This is a genomic window from Amycolatopsis acididurans, assembly GCF_012328925.1.
Lineage (GTDB): Bacteria > Actinomycetota > Actinomycetes > Mycobacteriales > Pseudonocardiaceae > Amycolatopsis_E > Amycolatopsis_E acididurans.
Genome location: NZ_JAAXLS010000061.1, coordinates 1 through 26,507, shown reverse-complemented (window position 1 = coordinate 26,507; position 26,507 = coordinate 1). Strand labels below are relative to the sequence as shown.

Genomic DNA, 26,507 nt, shown 5'->3' with positions numbered 1-26,507 from the left:
GACAACGGCTTTCAGCCCGAGTTCCGCCGGGCCCTCGCCCGCCGCTTGCCTTCGTGCATGGCCTGCACGCGGGCGATCGGGATCGCTCGTCCTTCCTCGATCAGGTCCGCGGGCACCCGCTGCGGCGCGGGCATCAGCTCGGTCCACGGATCACTGTCCCCAATGGACCCGGTGACCGCACGCAACGTGAAATCGCGCGGCGAGACGCTGTCCAAATCGGACCATGGAACCGGGTGTGAGACCGGAAGTCCGGGCCGGACCCGCGGGCTGTACACCGACACGACGGTGCCGCCACCCGCCCTCGTCGAATCCAGGAACACCTTGCCGCCGCGGTCTTCCCGGATGAACGCCGTCGTGGCGAGCACGGGATCGAGCCGTTCCGCGCGCGCCGCGAGCGCGCGTGTCGCCGCCGCGGCCTCCTCCGCGCCCGCTCCCTCGATCGGCACGAACACGTGCACTCCCTTGGCCCCGCTCGTCTTGACCGCGCCGCGCAGACCGGAGTCGGCGAGCGCCTGCCGCACCAGCTGCGCGGCCTTGACCGCCGGCCGGAACGAGTCGTCGCCTTCCGGCGGGTCGAGGTCGAGCACCAGATGGGTCGGCAGGTCCGGCTGGCCGGCACGTACCAGCGCCGGGTGGTACTCGATCGCACGCTGGTTGCCGAACCACAGCAGCGTCGGCCGGTCGTCGCACAGCGCGTAGGCGATCTGGCGGTGCGACGACCCGGCCCACATGCTCACCCGGGAAATCCAGTCCGGCGCGTACTTCGGCAGGTTCTTCTGCATGAACGGGTCCTGCCCGCGCAGCACGCGGATGACCGACAGCGGGCGGCCGCGCAGCGCGGGGATGATCCGGCCGGCGAGCGCGTCGAGGTAGTCGAGCAGGTCCCGTTTCGTCGCGTCCGCGCCCTCGAAAAGGGGCTGGTCGAGATTGGTCAGCGACACCCCGTCGCGCACCTCGCCACCGGTCATCTGTTCACCGTGCCCCACCCGCCGTGACCGGGCAACACCTCAGTCCTGCCGCGCACGGACCAGATCCTCCACGGCCTTCGGGAGCGTGGTCTCGAAGTCCAGCAGCTTCGCCCAGGTGGGTTCGATGGTGATCACGACCATCTGCTCGTACAGCGCGCGGACCCCGGCCTCCCAGCCGTCGAACTGCTCGGCGGGAACCATCTGGCGGGACGCGTCGATGTACTCCTGCGGCACACCGTCGAACAGTTCGAGCGTCGCCGTGCCACGGATGAGCAGCACGTTCGGCGGGAAACCCTCGGTGTCGATCGTGATCGCGACCTTCGGGTTCTTCCGCAGCGCCGGGACCTTGGCCGAGTTCGGCACGGTGGCGGCGCAGATGTGCGTGCCGTTCCACCAGGTGCCGATCGGGATGACGCGCGGGGCCCCGTCGAGACCGGTGTAGGCGAGCCGGGCCGGGATGGCCGAGTCGAGCAACTGACGCGACAGCGGCTTGGCCAGGACCTGGGCGACCTCTTCGTACTTCATGACTACCTCCGTTTTCTGGGTCTTCTGCCAGGAGGACGGAGCCGGCCCGCGCGTTTCGACATCACCGGGCGAGTAATTCCCGGAGAATTTCGACGACCTCCGCGGGCGACTCCTCTGCCATGAAATGTCCCGAGGTGACGGTCTGGTGTTTCAGGTCCGCGGCCCAGGGGCTCCACAGGGACAGCGCGTCGTAGCCGAGCGCGGCACCCCAGTCCTGCTGCACCACGGTGACGGGCATCCGCAGCCGGTTGCCCGCCTGACGGTCGGCGGTGTCGTGCTCGATGTCGACCGTCGCCGTCGCGCGGTAGTCCGCGACGATCGAGGGGACCGCGTCGCGGCAGGCGGCGAGGTACGCGGCGCGCACGTCCGCCGGGATCGCGTCGGGGTTCCGCGCCCACACGTCCAGGAAGTAGCCGAAGAACTCGTCCGGCGCGGCCCCGATCAGTGCCTCGGGCAGCCCGGGCGGCTGCGCCATCAGGTACAGGTGGAACCCGACCGCGGCGCTCACGCCCCGCATCACGTCCCACATGTCCAAAGTGGGCAGCACGTCGAGGATGGCCAGCCGCGTGATCGTGTCCGGATGGTCGAGTCCGGCGCGGATCGCGACGAGCGCGCCCCGGTCGTGACCCGCGAGTGCGAACCGGGAGAAGCCGAACGCGCCGGCGAGCGCGACGACGTCGGCGGCCATCTCCCGCTTCGAGTAGACCTCCCCCGCCGGTTTGCCGCTGTCGCCGTAACCGCGCAGGTCCGGGCACAGCACGGTGTGATCGGCGGCGAGGTCCGCGGCCACGTGCCGCCACATCAGATGGGTCTGCGGGAAGCCGTGCAACAACACGATCGGGTCGCCGGAGCCCGCCACGGCCACGTTCAGATCGACCCCGTCGGCGACGGGAACCTGCTGGTAGTCGAATCCATCGAGTTTCATGCCCGCCAGCCTGCGTGCCCGCGATCAGCAACCGATCAGTGCGGGCTGAGTACAGTCGGATGCCATGCGCTTCGGGGTGCTGGGTCCGCTCGTGGCCGAGGACGCCGGTGGCCCGGTCGCGCTGCCCGGCCCCCGCCATCGCGCCGTGCTCGCCCGGCTCATCGTCGCTCGTGGCCGGGTCGTTCCGGTCGAGCGGATCGTGGACGACCTGTGGGAGCGACCGCCCGAGCGGGCCGCCGGTGCCGTTCAGACCTTCGTCGCCGCCCTGCGCCGCGAACTCGAACCGGACCGGCCGCCCCGAACGCCCGCCCGCCTGCTGATCACCGAGGGACGCGGCTATGCCCTGCGCGCCGAGTCGGTCGACGCGTGGGAGTTCGAGACCGCGGTGACCGAGGCCGGGCAACTGCTCGCGAAACAGCAGGCCGGGACCGCGCTGGACCGGGTGGACGAGGCGTTGCGGCTGTGGCGCGGACCCGCGTACGCCGAGTTCGACGACCAGGCGTGGGCGCGTGCGGAGATCACCCGCCTCGGCGAACTGCGGCTGCTCGCGCGGGAGCGGCGCGCCGGGGCGCTGCTGGCGCTGGGCCGCGCGGCCGAAGCGGTACCGGATCTGGACGCTCACACGAGCGGGCATCCCTGGCGCGAGGACGCCTGGCGCCTGCTGGCCCTCGCGCTCTACCGCGCCGGGCGGCAGGGCGAGGCGTTGGCCGCGCTACGCACGGCACGGCAGGTGCTGGCCGACGACCTGGGCATCGACCCCGGCCCGGCGCTGCGCACGCTCGAATCGGACATCCTCGCCCAGACGCCGGAGCTACTCCCGGCCGAGGTCCGCACGCCGCTCGTCGCCCGCGCACCGGAGCTGGACCGGCTCGCCGAGGCCGCGGCCGCCACCCGCGCCCGCGGCAAGCTGGGCCTGGCATTGATCTCCGGTGACGCCGGTGCGGGCAAGACCGCGCTCGCCGAGGCCTTCGCCGCCCGGCTCGGCTGGACGACCGCGTGGGGAGACAACCCGGAGGACGCACCCGCGGCCTGGGCGTGGACGCGGATCCTGAGCACGCTCGGCCTGCACCCGGAACCGGAACCCGCCGCGGACCCGGCGGTCGCGCGCTTCCATTGGCACCGGGCCGTCGGGCAGGCACTCGCCGGTGCCGCGCCGCTGCTGGTCGTGCTCGACGACCTGCACTGGGCCGGTGAGGAAACGCTCGCGCTGCTCGCGTCGGTCGTCACCGATCCGGTCGCGGCACCGGTGCTGGTGATCGGGACCTACCGCACGAGCGACGTCGCGCCGCGGCTGACGGAGCTGCTCGGCAGGGTCGCGCGCAGCGAACCCACCCGCATCTACCTCGGCGGGCTGCCCGCGTCCGCGGTGCCCGTCCTCGTGCGCGCGACGACCGGGCAGGACATCGACACGACGACCGCGACCGCGATCCACCGGCGCAGCGGCGGCAACCCGTTCTTCGTGCGCGAACTCGCCCGGCTGCTCGACGCCGAAGGCCACGGGGCGCTCGACGCGGTACCGCCGGGCGTGCGGGATCTGGTCCGCTACCGCGTCGCGCGGCTGCCCGGGGACGCCCAGGCCGTGCTGCGCCAGGCCGCCGTGCTCGGCACCGAGGTCGACCTCGGCATCCTCGGCGAGGAATCGCTCGACGCACTGGAACTCGCCGCGGCCCGCGGCTTCCTGACCGAGGAAGCGCCCGGCCGGTTCCGGTTCGCGCACGCCCTGGTCCGGGACACGGTGTACGAGGACATGTCGCGTTCCCGCCGGGCGCACGAGCACACCGTGATCGGTGAGCGGATCCAGCGCCTGCGGCCGGACGACGTCGGCGCGCTCGCACACCACTTCTCCCTCGCCGGGGACGCCCGTGCCGCCGGGTACGCGCGCGCCGCCGCGGAACAGGCCGAATCCCGGTTCGCGCCGCACGAGGCGGCCCGGCTGTGGCGTGCCGCGCTCACCGCGTACGACGGACCTGACATGCGGGTTCGCCTCGACCTGCTGATGGGGCTGGTGCGGGCGCTGGCCGTGACCGGTGAGCTCGACCAGGCGAGACGGCATCGTGCCGAGGCGATCGCGATGGCCGAGGCGCTCGACGAGCCCGCGCTGACCGCACGCGTCATCGCCGCGTTCGACGTGCCCGCCGTCTGGACCGAGCACGACGATCCCGCGCTCGCCCGCCGCATCGCCGAGGTCACCGAACGGACCCTCGCCGCACTTCCGCCGGAGAACACCGTCGACCGCGGCCGCCTGCTCGCGACGCTCGCACTGGAACTGCGCAGCGCAGGCGGCGCCCGCGCCCGCGAGGCCGCGCGGGAGTCCGAGGCCATCGCCCGTGAGCTCGACGATCCCGCGTTGCTCGCCTTCGCGCTCAACGCCCGTTTCATGCAGTCGTTCGGCCAGGCCGGTCTCGCACCGCGGCGTGCGCGGATCGGCACCGAACTGGTGGAGCTGTCGGCGCGGCACGGGATGGTCGGCTTCGAGGTGCTCGGTCGCCTCATCCTGATCCAGGCGCGGTCCGCGCTCGCCGATTTCGCCGCCGCGGACGAGCAGGCCACGACGGCCGACCGGCTCGGCGAGGACTACCAGCTGCCGCTCGTGGGCGTCTTCACCCAGTGGTACCGGGCGCTGCGGGCGTCCGTGCGCGGCGAGGACGCCGAGCCCGCCTACCGGGCCGCCGCCGGGCGGCTCAGCCGCACCGCGATGTCCGGAATGGACAATGGGCTCGGCGGCTTCGCGCTGTTCTGCCACCGGCTCCGTCGCGGCGCGGTGTCCGCAGTGGACACCGGCGCGTTCGAACCGTGGTGCCGTCCGCTGCGGCAGGACACGAACGAGGAGATCCCGGAGTCACCGCGCGATCTGCTCTACGAAGCCCGCACGGCGCTGCACGCCGTCGTCGCCCTCCGGCGCGGTGACCGTCCGGCCATGGAACGCCTCTACGCGGACCTGCTGCCCGCACAGGACGAACTCGCCGGTGCCGGCAGCGGGCTGCTCACGCTGGCGCCGGTTGCGACCTACCTCGGGGAACTCGCCGCCGCGCTGGGGCGGCCCGGTGCCGCCGCCGACCACCACCGCCGGGCGCGCGAGATCGGCATGAGATAGCCGGTCAGCCGGAGATTTTGACGGGTTCGTCCGGATCGTCCTCGGTCAGCCGGTACTCGGCCAGCGCCTTGTCCAATCTGCCCTCGTGGTGCGCCTCGACCAGCGCCGTGGCGAGCGCGCGCAGCTTCATGTTCCGGTCCTGGGAGGCGCGTTTCAGCGCGGCGAACGCCTCGGCGGCGCTCTGGCCGTTGAAGCGCATGAGCAGGCCCTGCGCCTGGCCGATGACCGTCCGGGTGTGCAGTGCCGTGCGCACGTGGGACAGCAGCGCCAGGTTGTCGTGGTAGAGCGTGGCGTTGTCGAACGCGACACCGGCGTGCAGGGTGAACAGCAGCGCCAGGTCGTGGGACTCCTCGCCGAACTTGCCGGGCACCGAGGAGAACACGGTGAACGCCGCGGCCGATTCCGCCGCGGGCAACGGCAGCGAAAGGCAGCTCGCGTAACCGTGGCGTTTCAGGTAGTCGCGGTAGGCGGGCCAGCGCTGGTCTTTCTCGATGTCGTCGAGGCGGCGGGGTTCGACGTACCGCAGTGCTTCGAACACCGGATTGTCCATCGGCCCGTCACCGGCCGGATGCGGCAACGGGCGTGCTCCGGCGGCGGCGAGCACCTCGACGGCGTCGCCTTCGCCGAGCGTGGTGATCGCCGCGTAGTCGCAGCCCGGCAGCAGCGCGATCGCGCGCCGGACGTAGCGTTCCAAAGTGGCGGTGATGTCGTCGTCGTCCACCAGCCTGCCGACCTCGGCGAGCTCCTGAGAGATCGTGAAGACCATCTCGGGTCTGACATAGTCGTTCATCTCGCACCTCGGTCGGGTAGCATGTGACTTGCCACGGTTATAAAAGCAGCAGTGGCTCGCAAACATTACAGGGCGCCCCGGGTGCCCCGTCCGCGAGCGAGGAGCTGCTACGTGCCACTTACCGTGGACTGGTCCGATTTCCACGACACGCTGGTCGCCGCCGTCACCGGTGACATCGATGCCGCGACCGCGCCCGAGCTGAGGGCGCACCTCGGCAAGCGACCGGACGAACACCGGCCGCGAGTGCTGGTGCTCGATCTGTCCGAGGTGCAGTTTCTCGACTCGGCGGGGCTGGCCGTGCTGGTCGAGTGCGCGGCGCAGTGCTCGAAAACCGGGCTTGACTTCCAACTGGTCTGTACCACTCGTGGTGTCCGGCGGCCGCTGGAAATCGCCGGGCTGGACACCATTTTCACCATCCTCGGCGAGTCGCCTGTTCCGCGCACCGAGCCCACCTGAGTGGACTTGCTGTTCCCTTGCATGGTGCGCGATGCTGAGGTTGACAATTCGCGTCCACAGGAAGCGGCGTCCTCGCGGTGACCAAGTCGGAACTGACGGCTCCCCAGGCCCCGGGTGCCAGCGGCCCGGGATGGGAGTTCTCGCCCTGGCCCGCGGTCTCGGTGGGAGCCGACGGCACGGTGCTCGCGGTCAACCGGCTCGCCCGTGAGCTGTTGCCCTCGGCCAAGGCCGGCGCCCGCTTCGCGACGGTGGTCCCGGACTGGCTCGGCAGCGCTCGCCACGACGATCCCGCGCGGGCATCGGGCTGGATCGGCGAGTGTTTCTTCGAGGCCCGCCCGGTGCTCCAGACCGGCCACTCGGTCGTGTGGTGGCTGGTGGAGGACACCGGCGCCCAGCGCGCCCTGCGCCGCGAACGGCAGCGGACGGCGGTATTGGGTGAGGTGTCCACGGCGCTGCTGGGCTCGCTCAATCTCGACCGGTGCCTCGACGTGGTCGCGCGCCTGGCGGCCGAGCATCTCGCGGACACGGCGCTGGTCATCGCCGCGCAGGAAGGGGCGTGTCATCGCGCCGTGCGCTGCGTACGTGGCGAGCACCCGGTGCGCGAGGCGCTGGCCTTCGATCCCGCCGAGGTGGCCGGGCTGGCCGAGGCGTTGCAGGGCTTTCCGCCCGTGCCGTCGCGGTGGCTCGATCCGGGCGGGGCGCCGGCCTGGCTGCTCGGCGAGGGCGGTGCGGGCACCGGTTCGATCGTGGTGACCCCGCTGCCGGGGCACGGCACGCCCGCCGGGGTGCTGGTTCTCTTGCGGGACAGCGCGGAAAGCGCTTTCCCACCGGGGGAGGAGAGCTTCGCGCGGCTGTTCGCGTCCCGGGCGGGGGCGGCGATTTCGGCCGCCCGGATGTTCGCGCAGCAGACGACGATCACCGAAACCCTGATGCGCGATCTACTGCCGCCCGCCGTCAGTGAGGTCGGCGGCGTCGAGTTCGCCGGTGGCTACCAGCCCGCCGGCGACAGCGAACGCGTCGGCGGCGACTTCTACGACGTGCATCCCCTCGGCGAGGACGGCACGCTCGCCGTGCTCGGCGACGTGTGCGGCAAGGGCCTGGAGGCGGCCGTGCTGACCGGCCGGATCCGCGGCACGCTGCAAGCGCTGCTGCCGATGGCCGGGGACCACCACCGGATGCTCACGCTGCTGAACACCTCGCTGATCAGCTCGCACCACACCCGGTTCGCCACGCTCGTGCTGGCCACGGCCAGCAGCGACGGCGCGGTGGTGCGGCTGCGCCTGACCTGCGCCGGGCATCCGCCGCCGCTGATCGTGCGGGCCGGCGGCGAGGTCGAGGTCGTGGACACGATGGGCACCCTGATCGGCGTGCTGGAGCACGTCAAGGGCACCACCGCGCAGGCCGTGCTCCAGCCGGGCGAGACCTGCCTGCTCTACACCGACGGCGTGACCGAGGCGCGCGGCGGGCCGCTCGGTGACGCGATGTTCGGCGAGGCCCGGCTGAAACAGGCACTGGCGGACTGCGCGGGTTTCGCCGCCGAGACGGTGGTCGAACGGGTGCGGATGCTGGTGTCGGCATGGTCGGGACAGCATGCGCGCGACGACATCGCCGTGCTCGCGATCACCGCGCCGCGGGAGAGGAACCGGCCATGACCACAACTGACTCCTACCGTGCCCGCCTGTGGGACGCGGTCATCGAGGCCGACGAGTACACCGCGGGCGAGGTGGTGCTCGACGCGCTGGAACGGGGCATGAACGAGGAGATCCTGCTGCTCGACGTGGTCGGCGCCGTGCAGCGCGAGATCGGCGAGGAGTGGGCGGCCAACCGGATCTCGGTGGCACAGGAGCATCTCGCGAGCGCCATCAACGACCGCATCGTCGGCAGGCTCGCGTATTCGCACGCGCCGGTCCGGGCGCGCAACGGGCGGGTCGCCATCGCCTGCCTCGACGGCGAATGGCATGCGCTGCCCGCCCGGTTGCTCGCGGAAGTGCTGAAGCTGCGGGGATTCCGGGTCGACTTTCTCGGCGCGCACGTGCCGACGCCGCATCTCATCGGCCATCTGCACCGCACCGGGCCCGACTGGGTCGCGTTGTCCGCCTCGCTGGCCACCCGGCTGCCGACGGCGCACGCGACCATCAGCGCGTGCCAGGCCGCGGGCGTCCCGGTCATCGCCGGTGGCGCGGCCTTCGGTCCGGAGGGCCGTTACGCCGGTCTGCTCGGTGCGGACGCGTGGGCGCCGGACGCGCGGGCGGCGGCGGACCGGCTGCATGGGGAACGGCCCTCGGTCCGGGTGGGCGCCGGCGAGCCGATCGCCGATCTGCCGCATCTGACCGACCAGGAGTACACCATGGTCACGCGCGGTGCGGGCGAACTGGTGAAGGCGATGTACGTGGGGCTCGAGGAGCAGCTCCCGTCGGTGCGCGAGTACACCGAGCAGCAGCGGCAGTACACCCTCGAAGACCTCGCGCACATCGTCGACTTCTTCGCCGCGGCGCTCTACACCGGCGACGACGAGCTCTTCCACCGTTTCCTCGCGTGGACCGCGGGGGTACTCGAAGCGCGCCGGGTGCCCGCCGCGTTCCTGCTGCCAGGGCTGGACCTGCTGGGCGGGCAGCTGCTGGAGCTGCCGAGGGCGGCCGGTCTCGCCGACCGCGCCCGCGCGCGGCTGGCGGCCGCACTCGCCGGTCCGGGAGAGGATCGATGACCTCCCCACTGACCTGCCGCTGGAGCAAGCCCGACGCCCGTACCGGCCGCGTCATGATCGACGGCGAACTCGACCACCGCAGCGCCGACCAGCTGCGCTACGAGGTCCTCGACGGGCTGGGCGCGAGCCCCGGGGTGCGGGAGGTGCACCTCGACTGCGCGCGCCTCGGATTCTGCGACTCCTACGGCCTGTCCGCGCTGCTGATGATCCGCCGCGAGGTCGATGCCGCCGGTGCCGTGCTGTACCTGGACAACCGTGGTCCCTCGCTGGACCGCCTGCTCCGGCTGACCGGGACCTACGACCATCTCACCGGTTCGGAGTGAACTAGGCGCTCGCCCGCCGGAGGACCTCGCGGATCACCAGGTGTGCCGTGGGGCGCACGCTGTGCCAGTACCAGTCCGCCCAGCGGTGGGCCACCTCGTCGGTCGTGGTGGCTCTGGCTTCGAAGGTGAGCAGGGTCTGCCGCGGGCCGCACGGCAGGTGGGAGATCGCGACGGCGATCGTGCCGCGGCGGGGACGGGAGTAGCTGACGAACTGGGCCGGGGTGATCGGCTGCCAGTCCGAGAACACCGTCCAGAACCGGCCGGCGGCGCCGAACACGACGCTTTCGCCGACGCGGTACCCCAGCACCGTCCACCGGCCGTTGACCAGCAGTTCGTCGAATCCCGGTGTGGAGGGCCGGGGACGCATCGGCACCGGATACACCCCGTCCAGGAGTCGCACGGGGGAAACGTTGAGCCTGCGCAGCATCTTCTCGGCGCGGGCCGGGCCCACGCTCACGAGGGCGTGCTCCTGCAGCGAGAACTCGAACCTCGGCGTGAACTCGTCCAGCAGGGTCGGTGCGACGGGCTCCGCGCTCATAGCGGCTATCTCACCGGGTCAGCACCCCGAACAGGCAGAGCACAAAGTCCTGAAACTGCAGGAGGCATTTTCCGCCCGCTCAGTTCTTCCGGATCTGGCCGAGGGCCCGGACCACGGCGGTGCACCGGTTCTCGACGTAGGTCAGGCCGGCCTCGGTCGCGATGCGCCGCGCCTGGGCCGAGACGATGCCCTCCTGCAGCCACAACGTCTTCGCGCCGATCCGGACGGCCTCTTCGGCGATTCCAGGGGCCTCCGCCGCGGGGCGGAACACGTCGACCAGATCGACCGGCTCGGGGATGTCCGCGAGCGAGCGGTAGACCTTCTGGCCGAGCAGCACATCCGCCGAGGGATGCACCGGGATGATCCGGAACCCGGCGGCCTTCAGGGTGGCGGGGATGGCGTGCGCGGCCTTCGACGGGTCACGGCTCAGGCCCACGACGGCGATCGTGTCCGCCTCCGCGAGCGCACGTTCTGCGAGGTCGACCATGTTTCGTTCAACCGCTGTGGACGGTGGGGAATTCCCGGCATCACCGAACGACGATCGAATGCTCACCCCGTGGCACCAGCTCGCCGATGACCGGGGCGCCGGGAATCTCCCCGGCCAGCAGCAGCCCGCCGGAGGTCTGGGCGTCGGCCAGCAGCAGCGCCTCCTGCTCGCCGATGGCCGACAGGTCGGTGTGCGGCCGCACCCAGTCGAGGTTCCGTCGTGTCCCGCCGCTGCAGTGGCCCTCGGCGAGCGCCTCCCGTGCACCGTCCACATAGGACACGGCAGCCGAGTCCACGATCGCCGTGACGCCGCTGGCCCTGGCCAGCTTGTGCAGGTGCCCGAGCAGCCCGAAACCGGTGACGTCGGTGGCGCACGTGATGCCCGCCTTCAGCGCGGCCTCGGACGCGGGCGCGTTGAGTGTGGTCATCACCTCGATCGCCTGCTCGAAGCGCTCCCCGGTCGCCTTGTGGCGCGCGTTGAGCACCCCGATGCCGAGCGGTTTGGTCAACGACAGCGGCAGGCCGGCCCGCGCGGAATCGTTGCGCAGCAGGCGATCCGGCTCACCGATCCCGGTGACCGCGAGTCCGTACTTGGGTTCCGGATCGTCCACGCTGTGCCCGCCGGCCAGATGGCAGCCCGCTTCGCCACAGACGTCGAGCCCGCCGCGCAGGGTCTCCGTGGCGAGCTCGAACGGCAGCGTCTCGCGCGGCCAGCCCAGCAGGTTCACCGCGACCACCGGCCGTCCGCCCATCGCGTACACGTCCGACAGCGCGTTCGCGGCGGCGATCCGCCCCCAGTCGTAGGGATCGTCCACCACCGGCGTGAAGAAATCGGTCGTGGCGATCAGCGCGACTTCGCCCGCGATGCGAACCGCGGCCGCGTCGTCGCCGCCGTCGAGTCCGACCAGTAGTTCGCCGACGGGATCGCGCGGCTGCGCCCCGGACAGCCCGCGCACCACGTCTTCCAGTTCCCCCGGCGGGATCTTGCACGCGCAGCCACCGCCGTGCGCGTACTGAGTCAGTCGGTAGGCCATGTCACCATCCTGCTCGGGTCGCGCGGGGCTCGCCGGGTTGCGAACATCGAGGGGTGGGTGATCCGCGACGGCGCGTGCCGCGAACCGACTCACTGCTCGCCGATCCGCGACTCGCGCAGGCCGAGCGGGAGCTGGGCCGTGCGTTGGTGAAGTCGGTGATCTCGCAGGCGCAGCAACGGGCGCGGGCCGGCGAGATCGAACCGGAGCAGGTCGCCGAGCACGCCATCGCGGCACTGCCGACGACCGCGGCCGGGCTGCGGCCGGTGCTCAACGCGACCGGCGTCGTCGTGCACACCAACCTCGGCCGCGCACCGCTGTCGCGCGCCGCGCTGGAGGCCGTCGTCGCCGCCGGTGGCAGCACGGACGTCGAGTTCGATCTCGAGACCGGCCGCCGTGCCCGCCGCGGCCGTGGCGCGCTGGCCGCGCTCGCCGAGGCCGTGCCCGCCGCCGGCGGGGTGCACGTGGTGAACAACAACGCCGCCGCGCTCCTGCTCACCGCGCTGGCTTTGGCTCCGGGCAAGGAAATCGTGCTCAGCCGTGGTGAGCTGGTCGAGATCGGCGACGGCTTCCGCATCCCGGAACTGCTCGCCGCGACCGGTTCCCGGCTGCGCGAGGTCGGCACGACGAACCGCACCGGCGCGCGCGACTACGCCGAGGCGATCGGCCCGGACACCGGTTTCGTGCTCAAGGTGCATCCGTCGAACTTCCAGGTCACCGGGTTCACCTCGGCCGCGGGCGTCGAGGAGCTGACCGGGCTCGGCGTCCCGCTCGTGGTGGACATCGGCTCCGGGCTGCTGGCCCCGCATCCGGCACTGCCGGACGAACCGGACGCGGCCACGGTGCTGGCGGCGGGCGCGAACCTGGTCACGGCCAGCGGGGACAAGCTGCTCGGCGGTCCGCAGGCCGGACTGCTGCTGGGTGAGGCATCGCTGATCGAGCGGCTGCGCCGGCATCCCACGGCACGCGCGCTGCGTGTCGACAAGTTGACGCTCGCCGCGCTGGAGGCGACGCTGCGTGGCCCCGCACCACCGGTCGCCCAGGCACTGGCCGCCGATCCGGTCCGGCTGCGGGAACGGGCGGAACGCCTCGCGGCGCAGCTGCCCGGTGCGCAGGCCGTGGACTGCGTCTCGGCGGTCGGCGGCGGAGGGGCGCCGGGCGTCGAGCTGCCGAGCGCGGCGGTCAGCCTCCCCGAAGCGAGCGCCCTGCCGCTGCGCACCGGCGACCCGCCCGTCGTGGGACGGCTGGAGCGCGGCCGGTGCCTGCTCGATCTGCGCACGGTCGACCCGGCGGACGACGAAGTGCTGCTCGCGGCGGTCCGGCGATGTTCGTCGTAGCCACCGCGGGGCACGTCGACCACGGCAAATCGACGCTCGTGCACGGGCTCACCGGGATCTGGCCGGACCGGCTCGCCGAGGAACAGCGGCGCGGGCTCACGATCGAACTCGGCTTCGCGTGGACCGAGATCGAGGGCAGGCGCATCGCGTTCGTGGACGTGCCAGGACACGAACGGTTCGTCGGGAACATGCTGGCCGGGGTCGGCCCGGTGCCCGCCGTGCTGTTCGTCGTCGCCGCCGACGAGGGCTGGATGCCGCAGTCGTCGGAGCATCTCGACGCGCTGAACGCGCTGGGTGTCCGGCACGCGCTGCTGGTGATCACCAAGGCCGACCTCGCCGATCCGGCGATGGCGATCGAGCAGGCGCGGGAACGGTTCGCGGGCACGACGCTGGCGGACGCGCCGGTCGCGATCGCCCCGGACGTGCGGTCCGCGCTGGTCCGCCTGGTCGACGGGTTGCCGGCTCCGGACCCGGACGCCGACGTGCGGCTGTGGGTCGACCGCGCGTTCACCGTCCGCGGCGCGGGAACGGTCGTCACCGGCACGCTCGCGGCGGGCCGGATCCGGGTCGGCGACGAACTCGAACACGCCGGGCGGCGCGTGGTGGTGCGGGGGCTGCAGTCGCTCGGCGAGGACCGGCAGGAGGTCACCGCCATCGCCAGGGTCGCGGTGAACCTGCGTGGCACCAAGGACATCGCGCGCGGCGACGCGCTGCTGACGCCGGAGGCCTGGCTCACCACCTCCGAGGTCGACGTCGCGCTGCGGTCGGCGGGGAAGCTGCACCGGGATCTGGTGCTGCACCTGGGATCGGTCGCGATGCCGGTCCGCGTCCGTCCACTGGGGACCGACTTCGCCCGGTTGCGGCTGCCGTCGGAACTGTCGTTGCGCGCCGGCGACACCGGTCTGCTGCGCGATCCCGGCGAACACCGGATCGTCGCCGGCGTCGAGGTGCTCGACATCCGCCCGCCGGAACTGGGGCGTCGCGGCGCGGCCACGGCCAGGGCGCACGCGCTGCGACACGGCGTGCGCCCGGACATCGCCCGCGCGTCGGAACTACACGCGATGGGCCTGCCCGCGCGCGGGGACCGCATCGGCGACTGGGTCGTCGATCCGGTGTGGTGGCAAGGAAAACAGCGCGAAGCGCAGGAGCGTGTGCGGGCCTGGTCTGCGGAGCACGACATCGCGGCGGGAATGCCGGTCGAGACGTTGCGGCAGCAGCTCGGCCTGCCCGCCGCCGAACTGGTGCCGGAACTGCTGACCGGGCTCACCGTCACCGGGGGCCTCGTGCGCGAACCCGGCACGGCGCTGCCCAAGCGTGTGGACCGGGCGGTGCGGGAGATCGAGAAACGGCTCGCGGCGGAACCGTTCCGTGCCCCCGAGGCCGCCGATCTCGCCGAACTCGGCCTCGGCACCCGCGAACTGGCCGCGGCCGTCCGCGCGGGCCGGTTGACGCGCATCGCTGAGGGCGTGGTGCTCGGGCCGGACGCGCTCGACCGTGCCGCGGACGTGCTGCGCGAGCTGCCCCAGCCCTTCACGGTGAGCCGGGCGAAACAGGCACTCGGCACAACCCGGCGCGTCGCGGTCCCGCTGCTCGAAGCTCTCGACGCACGCGGCGTGACGAAACCGTGCGAGACCGGTGAGCGCGAGTTAGCGTGATTCGCGTGGGCGTCAAACAGTGGATCGAGGGCTGGCCGGTCTATCGCCAGCTGACCGGTTCCGACCCGCTCGGCCGTGGTAAGGCCGCGGAGTCGGCGCGGTCGCGTGCCCTCACCCCGCGCACCACGCAGGCCGACGAGGTGGTCCGCTCGATCTGCCCCTACTGCGCCGTCGGCTGCGGGCAGAAGGTCTACGTCAAGGACGGCAAGGTCACCCAGATCGAGGGCGACCCCGACTCGCCGATCTCCCGTGGCCGCCTGTGCCCGAAGGGTTCGGCCAGCAAACAGCTCGTCACCAGCCCCGGCCGCGTCACCGAGGTGCTCTACCGCCGCCCCTACGGCACCGACTGGGAGCGGCTGAGCCTGGACGAGGCGATGGAGATGATCGCCGACCGGGTCCTCGACACGCGCCGCGCGACCTGGCAGGACACCGACGAGCAGGGCCGGCGCGTGAACCGCACGCTCGGTTTCGCGAGCCTCGGCGGCGCGACGCTGGACAACGAAGAGAACTACCTGATGAAGAAGCTGTACACCGCGCTCGGCGCGTTGCAGATCGAGAATCAGGCCCGTATTTGACACTCCTCCACGGTTCCCGGTCTGGGGACCTCCTTCGGTCGTGGCGGGGCCACGACGTTCCAGCAAGATCTGGCGAACGCCGACTGCATCGTCATCCAGGGCTCGAACATGGCCGAATGCCATCCGGTCGGGTTCCAGTGGGTGATGGAGGCGAAGGCGCGCGGGGCGCGGATCATCCACGTCGACCCGCGCTTCACCCGCACGAGCGCCGTCGCGCACCAGCACGTGCCGCTGCGCGCGGGCTCGGACATCGCGTTCCTCGGCGGGCTGATCAAGTACGTGCTGGACAACGAGAAGGACTTCCGCTCCTACGTGCTCGCCTACACCAACGCGGCCGCGATCCTGCGTGAGGACTTCGCCGACACCGAGGACCTCGACGGCGTCTTCTCCGGCTACGACCCGGAGAAACGGCAGTACAAGAGCGAGAGCTGGATCTACGAGGACTCCGAGGTCGCCGCGGCGGCGGGGCGCAGGGAAAGCCCCCACGGCCACCACCAGGAGACGGCACGCGCGGAGACCTACGGCAGCGGCGGCGCGACGATGCGTGCCAAACCGAGGCTGGACGAAACGCTGACCCATCCGCGATGCGTGTACCAGGTGCTGAAACGGCACTTCGCCCGGTACACGCCGGAGGTCGTCGCCGACATCTGCGGCGTGACCGAGGCGGAGTTCCTCGACGTCGCGAAGGCCATCACGGAGAACTCCGGCCGCGACCGTACGACCGCGCTCGTGTACTCGGTCGGCTGGACCCAGCACACGGTCGGCGCGCAGTACATCCGCACCGGTTCGATCCTGCAGGCGCTGCTCGGCAACATCGGGCGGCCCGGCGGCGGAATCCTCGCGCTGCGCGGGCACGCGTCCATCCAGGGCTCCACCGACATCCCGACGTTGTTCAACCTGCTGCCCGGCTACATCCCGATGCCCAGTGCGCACGAGCATCTCGATCTGGACTCCTTCGTCGAGGCCGACGCGGGCCGCACCGGGTTCTGGGGCAACATGCGCTCCTACGTGGTGAGCCTGCTCAAGTCGTACTGGGGTGAGAACGCCCAGCCGCACAACGACTTCTGCTTCGACCACCTGCCGCGCATGACCGGCGACCACGGCAGCTACACGACGGTGATGAACCAGATCGCCGGCGACTGCAAGGGATACTTCCTGGTCGGCGAGAACCCGGCGGTCGGCTCGGCGAACGGCAAACTCCAACGGCTCGGGCTGGCCAACCTCGACTGGCTGGTGGTCCGCGACCTCCAGATGATCGAGAGCGCCACGTTCTGGAAGGACGGGCCGGAGATCCAGACCGGCGAGCTGTCCTCGGCCGAGATCGGCACCGAGGTGTTCTTCCTGCCCGCCGCCGCGCACACCGAGAAGGACGGCAGTTTCACCAACACCCAGCGGCTCCTGCAGTGGCATCACAAAGCGGTGGAACCGCCCGGCGAGGCACGCAGCGAGCTGTGGTTCTACTACCACCTCGGGCGCATCATCCGCGAACGCCTGCGGGACAGCACCGATCCGCGCGACGCGCCGATCCAGCAGCTGACCTGGAGTTATCCGACTCACGGCCCGACCGCCGAACCCAGCGCGGAGTCCGTGCTCGTCGAGGTCAACGGCACCGGCCCGGACGGGCCCCTGTCCTCCTATACCCAGCTCGCCGACGACGGCTCCACCTCGTGCGGCTGCTGGATCTACTGCGGTGTCTACGCCGACGGGCACAACCAGGCGGCCAACCGGGAACCCGGCGCGAAGCAGAACTGGGTCGCGCCGGGCTGGGGCTGGGCGTGGCCGGCCAACCGGCGGATCCTGTACAACCGCGCGTCCGCCGATCCGAACGGAAAGCCTTGGAGCGAACGGAAACGTTACGTCTGGTGGGACGCCGACCATGGCAAGTGGACCGGTGCGGACGTGCCGGACTTCGAGGCCACGAAACGGCCCGACTACACCCCGCCCGAGGGCGCCAAGGCCCAGGACGCGTTGTCCGGCCGCGATCCGTTCATCATGCAGTCCGACGGGAAGGCATGGCTGTTCGCGCCCGCCGGGCTGGCCGACGGCCCGCTGCCGACGCACTACGAGCCGTTCGAGTCCCCTGTGGACAATCCGCTGTACGCCCAGCAGCACAATCCGGCGCGGCAGACCTACGAGCACCCGGCCAACCGCTACAACTCGGGCGGGAAGTTCCCGTACGCCTTCACCACCTACCGGCTGACCGAGCACCACACGGCGGGCGGGATGAGCCGCACCCTGCCCTACCTCTCCGAACTGCAGCCCGAGTTCTTCTGCGAGGTGTCCCCGGAACTCGCCTCCGAACGCGGGCTGCGGCACGGTGGCTGGGCCACGATCATCTCCGCGCGCACGGCGATCGAGGCGCGGGTGCTGGTGACCGACCGGATGAAACCGTTGCGGGTCAGGGGAAAGGTGATACACCAGGTCGGCCTTCCCTACCACTGGGGCGAGAACGGACTGTCCACAGGGGACTCCGCGAACGACCTGCTGTCGGTCGTGCTGGATCCGAACGTGCACATCCAGGAGGCCAAGGCCGCGACGTGTGACATCCGTCCCGGCCGACGGCCGCGAGGAGAGGCGCTACTCCGGCTGGTTGAGTCCTACCGGTAGCCGTTTCACCGCCGAGCGTGGCGGGTATTCACCTTTTCGTAGGAGAGGAGCCCGTCGTGAACACGGATGCCTATGTGGCCTTTCTGGTGGTAGGGGTTCTGATGGTCGCGATCGACGGTCAGATCATCTACCACAGCGGCAAGCGGTACCTGGAGAACGCACAAGGGGACAGCGAGGCAGGCTCGTCGATGAGCAGGCTCGTCGCGGTGCTGTTCCACCTGGTCGCGCTGGGTGTGCTCGCGGTGCTGTCGACCGTCGACTTCCCAGGCGGCAGCTCGCTGCCGGGGGTGGCCGGCAGGCTCGGCGTGATGCTGCTGGTGCTGGCGCTCGTGCACGGGATCGCACTCGCGGTGCTGGCGCGCCGGCGTGAGGAGCAGGTGGTCGAGGACATCCAGACCAGGGCGACGGCCGACCCGAGGATGGCCCCGGTCGACCGTCAGCTGCGGGAGCCGGTGGTCGCCCCGGTACCCGGTCAGCAGGGCCGGAACCCCCGCGTGGCCCCGAGCATGGAGCACGAGGGTCCGTACAGCACCGAGCAGTAGGCCGTGCACCTGGCCGGCCTCCGGGCGCTGTCCCGGGAGCCGGCCGTGCCCGCTCGCGCTCGAGTCACCACGGCCCCTCCGCGAAGCGCGCCTCGCCGGGGGTGTCCGGCCATGGTGGCGTGGTCACCGCGACCACCCGTAAGCCGCCCGCACCGGCGCGGAACTGGAACGACGTGCCGAGCGGAATCGTCACGCAGACGCCCGGTTCGAGCCCGGTGATCTCCTCGCGACCGGCGTGCGCGCGCCACAGCCGACCGCTGCCGCTGAGCACGAACCAGATCTCCTGCACGGTCGCGTGCGCAACGGCGCGGGCGATCTGGTCCGGCGCCAGCTCGAACTGCGCGAAGCTCGCCACCCCCGGCAGCGAGCACAGCGGGCGCACCGCGGAGCCGTCGGGCGCGGTGACCTCGCCCGCCCGCTCCACCCTCGTCGTCTGGAACACCTCAGACCTTGAGCACGGCGCCCTGCGCGGCCGAACCGACGAGTGCGGCGTACTTGGCCAGCACCCCGGTGCGGCGCGGCGCGGGCGGCGGCTCCCAGCCCGCCCGGCGCTTCGCCATCTCGTCCTCGTCCACCAGCACGTCGAGCGTCCGGGCCTCCATGTCGAGCACGATCGGATCGCCGTCGTGCACGAACGCGATCGGCCCGCCGTGTGAGGCCTCGGGCGCGACGTGGCCCACGCACAGACCCGTCGTGCCGCCGGAGAACCGGCCGTCGGTGAGCAGCAGGACGTCCTTGCCGAGGCCCGCGCCCTTGATCGCGCCGGTCACCGCGAGCATCTCCCGCATGCCCGGCCCGCCGCGCGGGCCCTCGTACCGGATCACCACGACGTCGCCGCGCTGCAGCGTGTCGAGCGCGTCCATCGCGGCCTGCTCGCCGTCGAAGACCCTCGCGCGGCCTTCGAAACGGGACGAGTCGAACCCGGCGCTCTTCACCACCGCACCCTCCGGGGCGAGGCTGCCGTGCAGGATCGTCAGGCCACCGGTGGGGTGAATCGGATCGGACAGTTTCCGCAGGACCTCGCCGTCGAGTTCGGGCGGCGCCAGTTCGGCCAGGTTCTCCGCCACCGTCTTGCCGGTCACGGTCAGGCAGTCGCCGTTGAGCAGACCCGCGTCCAGCAGCGCCTTCATCACCACCGGCACGCCGCCGATGCGGTCCACGGCGGTCATCACGTGCCGTCCGAACGGTTTCACGTCGGCGAGATGCGGCACCCGGTCACCGATCCGGGTGAAATCGCTCAGGGTCAGCTCGACCTCGGCCTCGTGCGCGATCGCCAGCAGGTGCAGTACGGCGTTGGTGGACCCGCCGAACGCCATCACGACGGCGATCGCGTTCTCGAACGCCTCGTGCGTGAGGATGTCGCGCGCCGTGATGCCCTTGGCGAGCATGCCGACGACGGCCTCGCCGCTCTCCCGGGCGAACCGGTCGCGCCTGCGGTCCACCGAGGGCGGGCTCGCGGAACCGGGCAGCGACAAGCCGAGCGCCTCCCCGGCGCAGGCCATGGTGTTGGCCGTGTACATCCCGCCACACGCACCCTCGCCTGGGCAGATGGCGCGTTCGATCTTGTCGACCTGCTCTTGGGAGATGAGCCCGCGACGGCACGCGCCGACCGCCTCGAACGCGTCGATGATGGTCACTTCCTGGCCGTCCACGGTGCCCGGCAGGATCGAGCCCGCATAGAGGAACACGGCCGCGACGTCCAGCCGGGCAGCGGCCATCATCATGCCCGGCAGGCTCTTGTCACAGCCCGCGAGCAGGATCGCGCCGTCGAGCCGCTCGGCCTCCATGACGGTCTCCACGGAGTCGGCGATGACCTCGCGCGACACGAGCGAGAAGTGCATCCCGTCGTGCCCCATCGAGATCCCGTCGGAGACGCTGATCGTGCCGAACTCCAGCGGATAGCCCCCGGCCGCGTGCACGCCCTGCTTGCTCGCCTGCGCGAGCCGTTGCAGTGACAGGTTGCAGGGGGTGATCTCGTTCCACGACGAGGCGATCCCGATCTGGGGTTTGGCGAAGTCGTCGTCGCCCATGCCGACGGCACGCAACATGCCACGCGCGGCCGCTCGTTCCAGTCCGTCCGTCACATCGCGCGAGCGCGGTTTGAGATCGGCCATGGACAGCAGGATAGCCCCGCCCCGGCCACTCAGCTGAGCTGAAAGTGACCGTCACGCGTGCGGTGACGGTGCCCCAGCCGCCCTGCACGTCCGGCCGTGCGGCGGCGCCGGCCGCGGCCCCGCATCGCCACCACACGCGGGGGAGATCCTGCCAACCGGCTACCGAATTCGAACCAATTTCTACACAACATTGACGTTCGGGAGATGTGTGTAGACAATTGATCCCATGACAGCGGTGTCATTCGATCGGCATCCCGACTCGTACCGCCACTGGCGTCTTCGCATCGAGCCGCCAGTGGCCTGGCTCGAGATGGACGTCGACGAAAACGGCGGTCTAGTCGAGGGCTACGACCTCAAGCTCAACTCCTACGACCTCGGCGTCGACATCGAGCTCTACGACGCCGTCCAACGGCTGCGCTTCGAACATCCCGAGGTCGGCGCGGTCGTCATCACCAGCGCCAAGGACAAGGTGTTCTGCGCGGGCGCGAACATCCGGATGCTCGCGGCCTCCCCGCACGAGTGGAAGGTGAACTTCTGCAAGTTCACCAACGAGACCCGCAACGGCATCGAGGACGCGACCGAGAACTCGGGCCAGACCTACATCGCGGCGGTCAACGGCACCTGCGCGGGCGGCGGTTACGAGATCGCGCTGGCCTGCGACAGGATCCTCCTCGTCGACGACAACTCCTCGACCGTCGCGCTGCCCGAAGTGCCGCTGCTCGGCGTCCTGCCCGGCACCGGTGGCCTCACCCGCGTCACCGACAAGCGGCGCGTGCGCAAGGACCGCGCGGACGTCTTCGCCACCCGGCCCGACGGGGTGAAGGGCCGGACGGCCGTCGAATGGCGGCTGGTGGACGAGCTGGTGCCGCGCCAGGAGTTCCGCGAGGCCGTCGCCGAGCGTGCCCGCGAGATCGCCGCGCGCACGCACCGTTCCTCGGATGCCCAGGGCATCGAGCTGGGGCCGCTGCAGCGCACAGAGAACGGCGACGAGATCACCTACCCGAATCTCTCTGTGAGGCTGGACCGGGCGGCCGGCCTCGCCGAGATCACGCTTCGCGGGCCGGGGGAGAACGAGCGCTGGCTGCTCGACCTGACCCGCGAGCTGGACGACGTCATCCTGCGCCTGCGCACCAACGAACCCGAGCTGGGCACGTGGGTGTTCCGCAGCGAGGGCGATCCGGAGGCCGTGCTGGCGCACGAACGGCGCCTGCTGGAGGCGTCCGACTGGCTGTCCAACGAGATCGTGCACTACTTCAAGCGCACGGTGAAACGGCTCGACGTGACCAGCCGCAGCCTGTTCGCGCTGATCGAACCGGGTAGCTGCTTCGCCGGGATGCTGCTGGAGATCGCGCTCGCGTGCGACCGGCAGTACATGCTCGACGGGCCGCCGATCGACGACGAGAACAGCGAGGAACGCGCGTCGATCACGTTGTCCGAGGCCAACTTCGGCGCCTTCCCGATGGGCAACGGCCTCTCGCGGCTGGAATCCCGGTTCTACCGCGACAACGAGCACCTCGACCTGCTCAAACGCGAACGTGACCGGTCACTGTCGGCGAGTGAGGCGCTGGAGCTGGGCCTGGTCACCGACGCGCCGGACGACATCGACTGGGAGGACGAGATCCGGATCGCGCTGGAAGGCCGCGCCGCGCTGTCGCCGGACGCGCTGACGGGGATGGAGGCCAACCACCGCTTCGTCGGTCCGGAAACCATCGAGACCAAGATTTTCGGGCGGCTCACCGCCTGGCAGAACTGGATCTTCACGAGGCCGAACGCCTCGGGGCCGGACGGCGCGCTGCGCCGCTACGGCACCGGACAGAAGGCCTCCTTCGACCGCAAGCGGGTGTGACACGTGCCGGAAAAGATCGACTACGACGCCAAGATCCCCAACAACGTCAGCCTCGCCGACGACCGGCGGCTGCAGCGGGCGCTGGAGGGCTGGCAGCCGAAGTTCATGAACTGGTGGGGCGAGATGGGCCCCACGCTGGAAACGCACGGCGTGTACCTGCGCACCGCGGTCAGCGTCGGCCGCGAGGGCTGGGCGCATTTCGACCACGTGGTGCCCGACCAGTACCGGTGGGGCATCTTCCTCGCCGAACGCGATCCCGACCGCAAGATCGCGTTCGGGCAGCACAAGGGCGAACCGGCGTGGCAACAGGTGCCGGGTGAGTACCGGGCTGATCTGCAGCGGCTGATCGTGATCCAGGGCGACACCGAACCCGCGTCCGTGGAACAGCAGAAGCTGCTCGGCCTGACCGCGCCGTCGCTGTACGACCTGCGGAACCTGTTCCAGGTCAACGTCGAAGAGGGCCGTCACCTGTGGGCGATGGTGTACCTGCTGCACGCCTACTTCGGCCGGGAAGGCCGGGAAGAGGCGGAGGGGTTGCTGCACCGCAACTCGGGAAGCCCTGACACGCCACGGATTCTCGGTGCGTTCAACGAGGAGACCGCCGACTGGCTTGCCTTCTACATGTTCACCTACTTCACCGACCGGGACGGCAAGTACCAGCTGGGCACGCTGAAGGAGTCGGCCTTCGATCCGCTCTCGCGCACCTGCGAGTTCATGCTCAAGGAGGAGGCGCACCACATGTTCGTCGGCACCACGGGTGTCGACCGCGTGGTGCAGCGCAGCGCGGAACTGATCCGCGAGCACGACACCACGGACATCGGCCCGCGCGGCGGGATCCCGCTGGACCTCATCCAGCGCTACATCAACTTCCACTACACGGTGTCGCTGGACCTGTTCGGCAGCGAGACCTCCACCAACGCGGCGAACTACTACACCGCCGGCCTCAAGGGCCGCTGGCTCGAACCACGCCGCAAAGACGATCACCAGCTCACCGACGAGGCCGCCGAGCTGTTGCGGCCACGGACCGACGGCACCTGGGAGACCGAGGAACTGCAGAAGATCCTGCTGCTCAACCTCGACCTTCGCGAGGAGTACATCGCCGACTGCCAGTCCGGCGTCAAGCGCTGGAACAAGATCCTCGCCGACGCGGAGATCTCGTTCCAGTTCAAGCTCCCGCACCCTGGTTTCAACCGCCAGGTGGGCATAAACTCCGGCCACCACATCACGCCGGACGGGACGATCGTGGACGAGAAGACCTGGCAGGAAGGCAAACGGCACTGGCTGCCGACCAGTGAGGACCTCGCGTTCGTCCGGTCGCTGATGCACCCGGTGTACGAGCGGGGCAAGATCGCGAGCTGGGTGGCGCCGCCCCGGCAGGGGATCAACGGCAAACCGTTCGAATACGAGTACGTTTACCTCTAGGAGGCGTGCCATGGCCGGTTTCAACGCGGCGGACTACCTGCTCGACCGGCATGTTCGTGACGGAAACGGCGCCCGCACCGCGGTCGTCACCGCGAACCGCACGCTGACCTACGCGGAACTGGCCGACGAGGCGCACCGGGTCGCCGGCGGGTTCGTTCGTCTCGGGATGCGTCCCGAGGAACGGGTCATGATCTGCATGGTCGACGGCATCGAGATGCTCACGGCCATCCTCGGCGCGATGTACGCGGGCATCGTGCCGGTTCCCGTGTCGACGATGGTGACGGGGCCGGAGCTGGGCAAGGTGCTGGCCGACTCGCGGGCGCGCGTGCTGTGCGTGTCCGCGGAATTCGCCGAGTCCGCGAAGGTGGCCCTCACGCTGGCGCCCGAGACCACGGACGTCGTGCTGGACCGAGCGGAATCGTTTTCCGACACCGTGCGGTCACACGACTGGGCGACACTGTCCACATCGGACCCGGTCATGGCCTACGAGACCTGGGAGGACTCGCCCGCGCTGTGGCTGTACACCTCGGGCACCACCGGTACCCCGAAGGGGGCGATGCACCGGCACGCCAGCATCCGCGCTGTGTGCGAGACCTACGGCAGCCAAGTGCTGGGAATCCGTGACGATGACCGGTGCTTTTCGGTGGCCAAGCTGTTTTTCGCCTACGGAATAGGAAACTCCGCGTTCTTCCCGTTGTCCGTGGGGGCCAGTGTCGCGCTCGAACCGGGCAGGCCGGCGCCGAGGCTGATCGCCGAGCGCGTCCGGACCACCCGGCCGACGTTGTTCTTCGGTGTGCCGACGTTCTACTCCGCGCTGCTGGCCAGTGACATCCCCGATGACACGTTTTCCTCGGTGCGCCAGGCGGTTTCGGCCGGCGAGCCGTTGCCTGCGGTGTTGTTCGAGCGGTTCCGCAGCCGCTTCGGGGTGGAGATCCTGGACGGGATCGGGTCCACCGAAGCGCTGCACATCTTCCTGTCGAACCGGCCGGGCGAGGTCGTGCCGGGGACGACGGGCACCGCGGTTCCCGGATACGACGTCGAGATCCGGGACGTGACGGGCGTCCCGATCGAGGCGGTCGGCGAGCCGGGCGAGCTGTTCGTGCGCGGGCCGTCGACGGCGTTCGGATACTGGAGCCGGTACGAGACGTCGAAGCAGGTGTTTCAGGGCGAGTGGTTGCGCACCGGCGACAGCTACGTGCGTAATCCCGATGGCACCTTGACGTGTCTGGGACGCTTCAATGACATGCTGAAAGCGGGTGGCATCTGGGTGTCACCGTCCGAAGTGGAGCAGAGACTGTTGCAGCATCCCGATGTGGCGGAGGTCGCGGTGGTGGCCGCGCCGGACGAGGACGGTATCGACAAGCCGGTGGCGTGCGTGGTGCCGGTCGCGGGGCACGAGGTGGACACGCAGGCGCTGATCGAGTTCTGCCGGGCGGATCTGGCCTCGTTCAAACGTCCGCGGGCCGTGGTCGCGGTCGCGGAACTGCCGAAGACGGCGACGGGCAAGATCCGGCGCAACGTGATCAGGGAACAGGTGCGTGACGCACTCCGGCCGGGGGCATTGGCGTGATCGATGGCAAGACGGTGGTGGACGCGCATGTGCACGCGCCACGGCTGGACACGCTGAAGCCGTCCTGGCTGGAGTGGGCCGAACAGTTCTCGGGCCCGCACGACTGGCGCTCGGCCTACGATGAGGACGGTGTGCCCGTACCGTCCAAACTGGACGCGCTCATGGAGAGCGAGGGCGTCGACAGGGTACTGCTGTTCAGCGAGTACAGCCCGCGTGCCACCGGCATCCAGCCGATCGAGCACAACCTGCCGATCTACGAATACAACCCGGTGCGGTTCCGCTTGGTCGCCAACGTCAACCCGCACCTGCACCACCCGGTAGCCGCCGAGGTCGAACGGCAGCTGGATCTGGGCGCGGTCGCACTGAAGATCCACCCCGTACACGGCGCGTTCTCCCCGGCGGACAAGGAACTCTACGCCGCGTACCAGGTGTGCGCGGACCGTGGTGTGCCGGTGATCCTGCATTCCGGCACCAGCAGCTTCCCCGGCTCGCGCACGAGTTTCGGTAATCCGGAACTGTTGTCGGATGTGGTGGAAGACTTCCCGCAGGTGAACTTCGTCTTCGCCCACGGCGGCCGCGGCTGGTGGTACGACGTCGCGGCGTTCTTGGCGCTGGCGAAGGACAATGTGTGGCTGGATCTCTCAGGCCTGCCACCGAAGAAGCTGCCGACGTACTACGCGAGGTTCGATTTCACCCGCCTGGCGGGCAAGTTCGTCTTCGGTACGGACTGGCCGGGCGTCCCGGGCACCAGCCGCAACGTACGCGCACTGATGGAACTGAACCTGCCGGACGACGTACTGACCGACATCCTGGCAGGCAACGCGGCAAAGCTGTATCCAGGCCTGGACATCTAGAAAACGAAGCCGCCAGGTGTGGTCATCCCGTTGCCTGCCGGCCGGCGAGGCATCTTTTGTCTTTCCCGGTGCCCGTTGGTCGTTCGGCCGCCGGTTCCTCCCGGTGAAGTGCGGCTGGGGATCGGGGTTGGGGGAGGAGTGGGTT

At 70.6% G+C, this 26,507-nt stretch carries 22 protein-coding genes; 13 read left to right on the top strand and 9 right to left on the bottom strand.

Annotated features, from left to right (window positions below):
- Positions 1-11: 11 nt before the first annotated feature.
- From HFP15_RS37825 to HFP15_RS37815, 3 genes are all read right to left on the bottom strand, one after another.
- Positions 12-968, bottom strand: coding sequence for a DNA polymerase domain-containing protein (locus tag HFP15_RS37825; protein ID WP_168522633.1), 957 nt, complete (start codon positions 966-968; stop codon positions 12-14).
- Positions 969-1,007: 39 nt separating this feature from the next.
- The gene (locus HFP15_RS37820) at positions 1,008-1,493 is read right to left on the bottom strand and encodes a pyridoxamine 5'-phosphate oxidase family protein (protein WP_168522631.1); all 486 of its coding nucleotides are present in this window, start codon (positions 1,491-1,493) and stop codon (positions 1,008-1,010) included.
- Positions 1,494-1,554: 61 nt separating this feature from the next.
- The gene (locus HFP15_RS37815) at positions 1,555-2,418 is read right to left on the bottom strand and encodes an alpha/beta fold hydrolase (RefSeq protein ID WP_168522629.1); all 864 of its coding nucleotides are present in this window, start codon (positions 2,416-2,418) and stop codon (positions 1,555-1,557) included.
- 64 nt (positions 2,419-2,482) lie between these two features.
- On the opposite strand from HFP15_RS37815, the gene HFP15_RS37810 reads away from it, so the two are divergent.
- Positions 2,483-5,512 (top strand): ATP-binding protein, encoded by a 3,030-nt coding sequence (locus HFP15_RS37810; protein ID WP_168522627.1) that lies wholly within the window; start codon positions 2,483-2,485, stop codon positions 5,510-5,512.
- 4 nt (positions 5,513-5,516) lie between these two features.
- Here the strand turns inward: HFP15_RS37810 and HFP15_RS37805 are convergent, their stop codons facing one another.
- Positions 5,517-6,302 (bottom strand): GAF and ANTAR domain-containing protein, encoded by a 786-nt coding sequence (locus tag HFP15_RS37805; RefSeq protein WP_168522625.1) that lies wholly within the window; start codon positions 6,300-6,302, stop codon positions 5,517-5,519.
- Between the two features lie 111 nt (positions 6,303-6,413).
- Here HFP15_RS37805 and HFP15_RS37800 point away from each other — a divergent pair, with 111 nt between their 5' ends.
- From HFP15_RS37800 to HFP15_RS37785, 4 genes are all read left to right on the top strand, one after another.
- Positions 6,414-6,758 carry an STAS domain-containing protein gene (locus HFP15_RS37800; RefSeq protein WP_168522623.1) on the top strand — a complete coding sequence of 115 codons (345 nt, stop codon included), beginning with the start codon at positions 6,414-6,416 and terminating at the stop codon, positions 6,756-6,758.
- Positions 6,759-6,835: 77 nt separating this feature from the next.
- Complete coding sequence (locus HFP15_RS37795) at positions 6,836-8,410, top strand: PP2C family protein-serine/threonine phosphatase (RefSeq protein WP_168522621.1); 1,575 nt, start codon at positions 6,836-6,838, stop codon at positions 8,408-8,410.
- Positions 8,407-9,462, top strand: coding sequence for a cobalamin B12-binding domain-containing protein (locus tag HFP15_RS37790; RefSeq protein ID WP_168522619.1), 1,056 nt, complete (start codon positions 8,407-8,409; stop codon positions 9,460-9,462). The genes HFP15_RS37795 and HFP15_RS37790 overlap by 4 nt, the downstream gene beginning before the upstream one ends.
- Positions 9,459-9,785, top strand: coding sequence for an STAS domain-containing protein (locus HFP15_RS37785; RefSeq protein WP_168522617.1), 327 nt, complete (start codon positions 9,459-9,461; stop codon positions 9,783-9,785). Before HFP15_RS37790 ends, HFP15_RS37785 begins: the two co-directional genes overlap by 4 nt.
- A gap of 1 nt (position 9,786) precedes the next feature.
- Here HFP15_RS37785 and HFP15_RS37780 read toward each other — a convergent pair whose 3' ends face one another.
- The 3 genes from HFP15_RS37780 to selD form a co-directional block, all read right to left on the bottom strand.
- The gene (locus tag HFP15_RS37780; RefSeq protein ID WP_168522615.1) at positions 9,787-10,323 is read right to left on the bottom strand and encodes a hypothetical protein; all 537 of its coding nucleotides are present in this window, start codon (positions 10,321-10,323) and stop codon (positions 9,787-9,789) included.
- 79 nt (positions 10,324-10,402) lie between these two features.
- Complete coding sequence (locus HFP15_RS37775; RefSeq protein WP_168522613.1) at positions 10,403-10,810, bottom strand: CoA-binding protein; 408 nt, start codon at positions 10,808-10,810, stop codon at positions 10,403-10,405.
- A gap of 40 nt (positions 10,811-10,850) precedes the next feature.
- Positions 10,851-11,843: a selenide, water dikinase SelD gene (gene selD / locus HFP15_RS37770; protein ID WP_168522611.1), complete on the bottom strand. Its 993-nt coding sequence runs from the start codon at positions 11,841-11,843 to the stop codon at positions 10,851-10,853.
- A gap of 53 nt (positions 11,844-11,896) precedes the next feature.
- Here selD and selA point away from each other — a divergent pair, with 53 nt between their 5' ends.
- Genes selA through HFP15_RS37750 form a run of 4 tightly spaced genes read left to right on the top strand, consistent with a single transcriptional unit; the run spans position 11,897 to position 18,556 of the window.
- Complete coding sequence (gene selA, locus HFP15_RS37765; RefSeq protein WP_168522609.1) at positions 11,897-13,177, top strand: L-seryl-tRNA(Sec) selenium transferase; 1,281 nt, start codon at positions 11,897-11,899, stop codon at positions 13,175-13,177.
- On the top strand, positions 13,165-14,832 hold the full coding sequence (gene selB / locus HFP15_RS37760; RefSeq protein ID WP_168522607.1) for a selenocysteine-specific translation elongation factor: 1,668 nt from the start codon (positions 13,165-13,167) through the stop codon (positions 14,830-14,832). Before selA ends, selB begins: the two co-directional genes overlap by 13 nt.
- Positions 14,833-14,837: 5 nt before the next feature.
- The gene (fdh, locus tag HFP15_RS37755) at positions 14,838-18,014 is read left to right on the top strand and encodes a formate dehydrogenase (protein WP_168522605.1); all 3,177 of its coding nucleotides are present in this window, start codon (positions 14,838-14,840) and stop codon (positions 18,012-18,014) included.
- Between the two features lie 56 nt (positions 18,015-18,070).
- A complete protein-coding gene (locus HFP15_RS37750) occupies positions 18,071-18,556 on the top strand; it encodes a hypothetical protein (protein ID WP_168522603.1) in 486 nt (161 codons plus the stop codon).
- A 64-nt stretch (positions 18,557-18,620) separates the two neighbouring features.
- Here HFP15_RS37750 and HFP15_RS37745 read toward each other — a convergent pair whose 3' ends face one another.
- Both HFP15_RS37745 and ilvD read right to left on the bottom strand, forming a co-directional pair.
- Positions 18,621-18,998, bottom strand: coding sequence for a cupin domain-containing protein (locus HFP15_RS37745; RefSeq protein ID WP_210718406.1), 378 nt, complete (start codon positions 18,996-18,998; stop codon positions 18,621-18,623).
- Position 18,999: 1 nt separating this feature from the next.
- Positions 19,000-20,670: a dihydroxy-acid dehydratase gene (gene ilvD, locus HFP15_RS37740; protein WP_168522601.1), complete on the bottom strand. Its 1,671-nt coding sequence runs from the start codon at positions 20,668-20,670 to the stop codon at positions 19,000-19,002.
- 226 nt (positions 20,671-20,896) lie between these two features.
- Here ilvD and boxC point away from each other — a divergent pair, with 226 nt between their 5' ends.
- Genes boxC through HFP15_RS37720 form a run of 4 tightly spaced genes read left to right on the top strand, consistent with a single transcriptional unit; the run spans position 20,897 to position 26,362 of the window.
- The gene (boxC, locus tag HFP15_RS37735) at positions 20,897-22,516 is read left to right on the top strand and encodes a 2,3-epoxybenzoyl-CoA dihydrolase (RefSeq protein WP_168522599.1); all 1,620 of its coding nucleotides are present in this window, start codon (positions 20,897-20,899) and stop codon (positions 22,514-22,516) included.
- Between the two features lie 3 nt (positions 22,517-22,519).
- Positions 22,520-23,938 (top strand): benzoyl-CoA 2,3-epoxidase subunit BoxB, encoded by a 1,419-nt coding sequence (gene boxB / locus HFP15_RS37730; protein ID WP_168522597.1) that lies wholly within the window; start codon positions 22,520-22,522, stop codon positions 23,936-23,938.
- A gap of 10 nt (positions 23,939-23,948) precedes the next feature.
- Positions 23,949-25,508 carry a benzoate-CoA ligase family protein gene (locus HFP15_RS37725; RefSeq protein ID WP_168522596.1) on the top strand — a complete coding sequence of 520 codons (1,560 nt, stop codon included), beginning with the start codon at positions 23,949-23,951 and terminating at the stop codon, positions 25,506-25,508.
- Positions 25,505-26,362, top strand: a complete 858-nt coding sequence (locus tag HFP15_RS37720) for an amidohydrolase family protein (RefSeq protein ID WP_168522594.1) — start codon at positions 25,505-25,507, stop codon at positions 26,360-26,362. The genes HFP15_RS37725 and HFP15_RS37720 overlap by 4 nt, the downstream gene beginning before the upstream one ends.
- Positions 26,363-26,507 lie beyond the last annotated feature (145 nt).

Bases quoted from the DNA above. Each gene is read 5' to 3' on its own strand.
- HFP15_RS37790 (WP_168522619.1), top strand. From the start codon at position 8,407: ATGACCACAACTGACTCCTACCGTGCCCGCCTGTGGGACGCGGTCATC.
- HFP15_RS37820 (WP_168522631.1), bottom strand. From the start codon at position 1,493: ATGAAGTACGAAGAGGTCGCCCAGGTCCTGGCCAAGCCGCTGTCGCGT.
- boxC (WP_168522599.1), top strand. From the start codon at position 20,897: ATGACAGCGGTGTCATTCGATCGGCATCCCGACTCGTACCGCCACTGG.
- ilvD (WP_168522601.1), bottom strand. From the start codon at position 20,670: ATGGCCGATCTCAAACCGCGCTCGCGCGATGTGACGGACGGACTGGAA.
- HFP15_RS37785 (WP_168522617.1), top strand. From the start codon at position 9,459: ATGACCTCCCCACTGACCTGCCGCTGGAGCAAGCCCGACGCCCGTACC.
- HFP15_RS37805 (WP_168522625.1), bottom strand. From the start codon at position 6,302: ATGAACGACTATGTCAGACCCGAGATGGTCTTCACGATCTCTCAGGAG.
- selB (WP_168522607.1), top strand. From the start codon at position 13,165: ATGTTCGTCGTAGCCACCGCGGGGCACGTCGACCACGGCAAATCGACG.
- HFP15_RS37725 (WP_168522596.1), top strand. From the start codon at position 23,949: ATGGCCGGTTTCAACGCGGCGGACTACCTGCTCGACCGGCATGTTCGT.
- HFP15_RS37825 (WP_168522633.1), bottom strand. From the start codon at position 968: ATGACCGGTGGCGAGGTGCGCGACGGGGTGTCGCTGACCAATCTCGAC.
- HFP15_RS37775 (WP_168522613.1), bottom strand. From the start codon at position 10,810: ATGGTCGACCTCGCAGAACGTGCGCTCGCGGAGGCGGACACGATCGCC.
- selD (WP_168522611.1), bottom strand. From the start codon at position 11,843: ATGGCCTACCGACTGACTCAGTACGCGCACGGCGGTGGCTGCGCGTGC.
- HFP15_RS37780 (WP_168522615.1), bottom strand. From the start codon at position 10,323: ATGAGCGCGGAGCCCGTCGCACCGACCCTGCTGGACGAGTTCACGCCG.
- HFP15_RS37815 (WP_168522629.1), bottom strand. From the start codon at position 2,418: ATGAAACTCGATGGATTCGACTACCAGCAGGTTCCCGTCGCCGACGGG.
- HFP15_RS37810 (WP_168522627.1), top strand. From the start codon at position 2,483: ATGCGCTTCGGGGTGCTGGGTCCGCTCGTGGCCGAGGACGCCGGTGGC.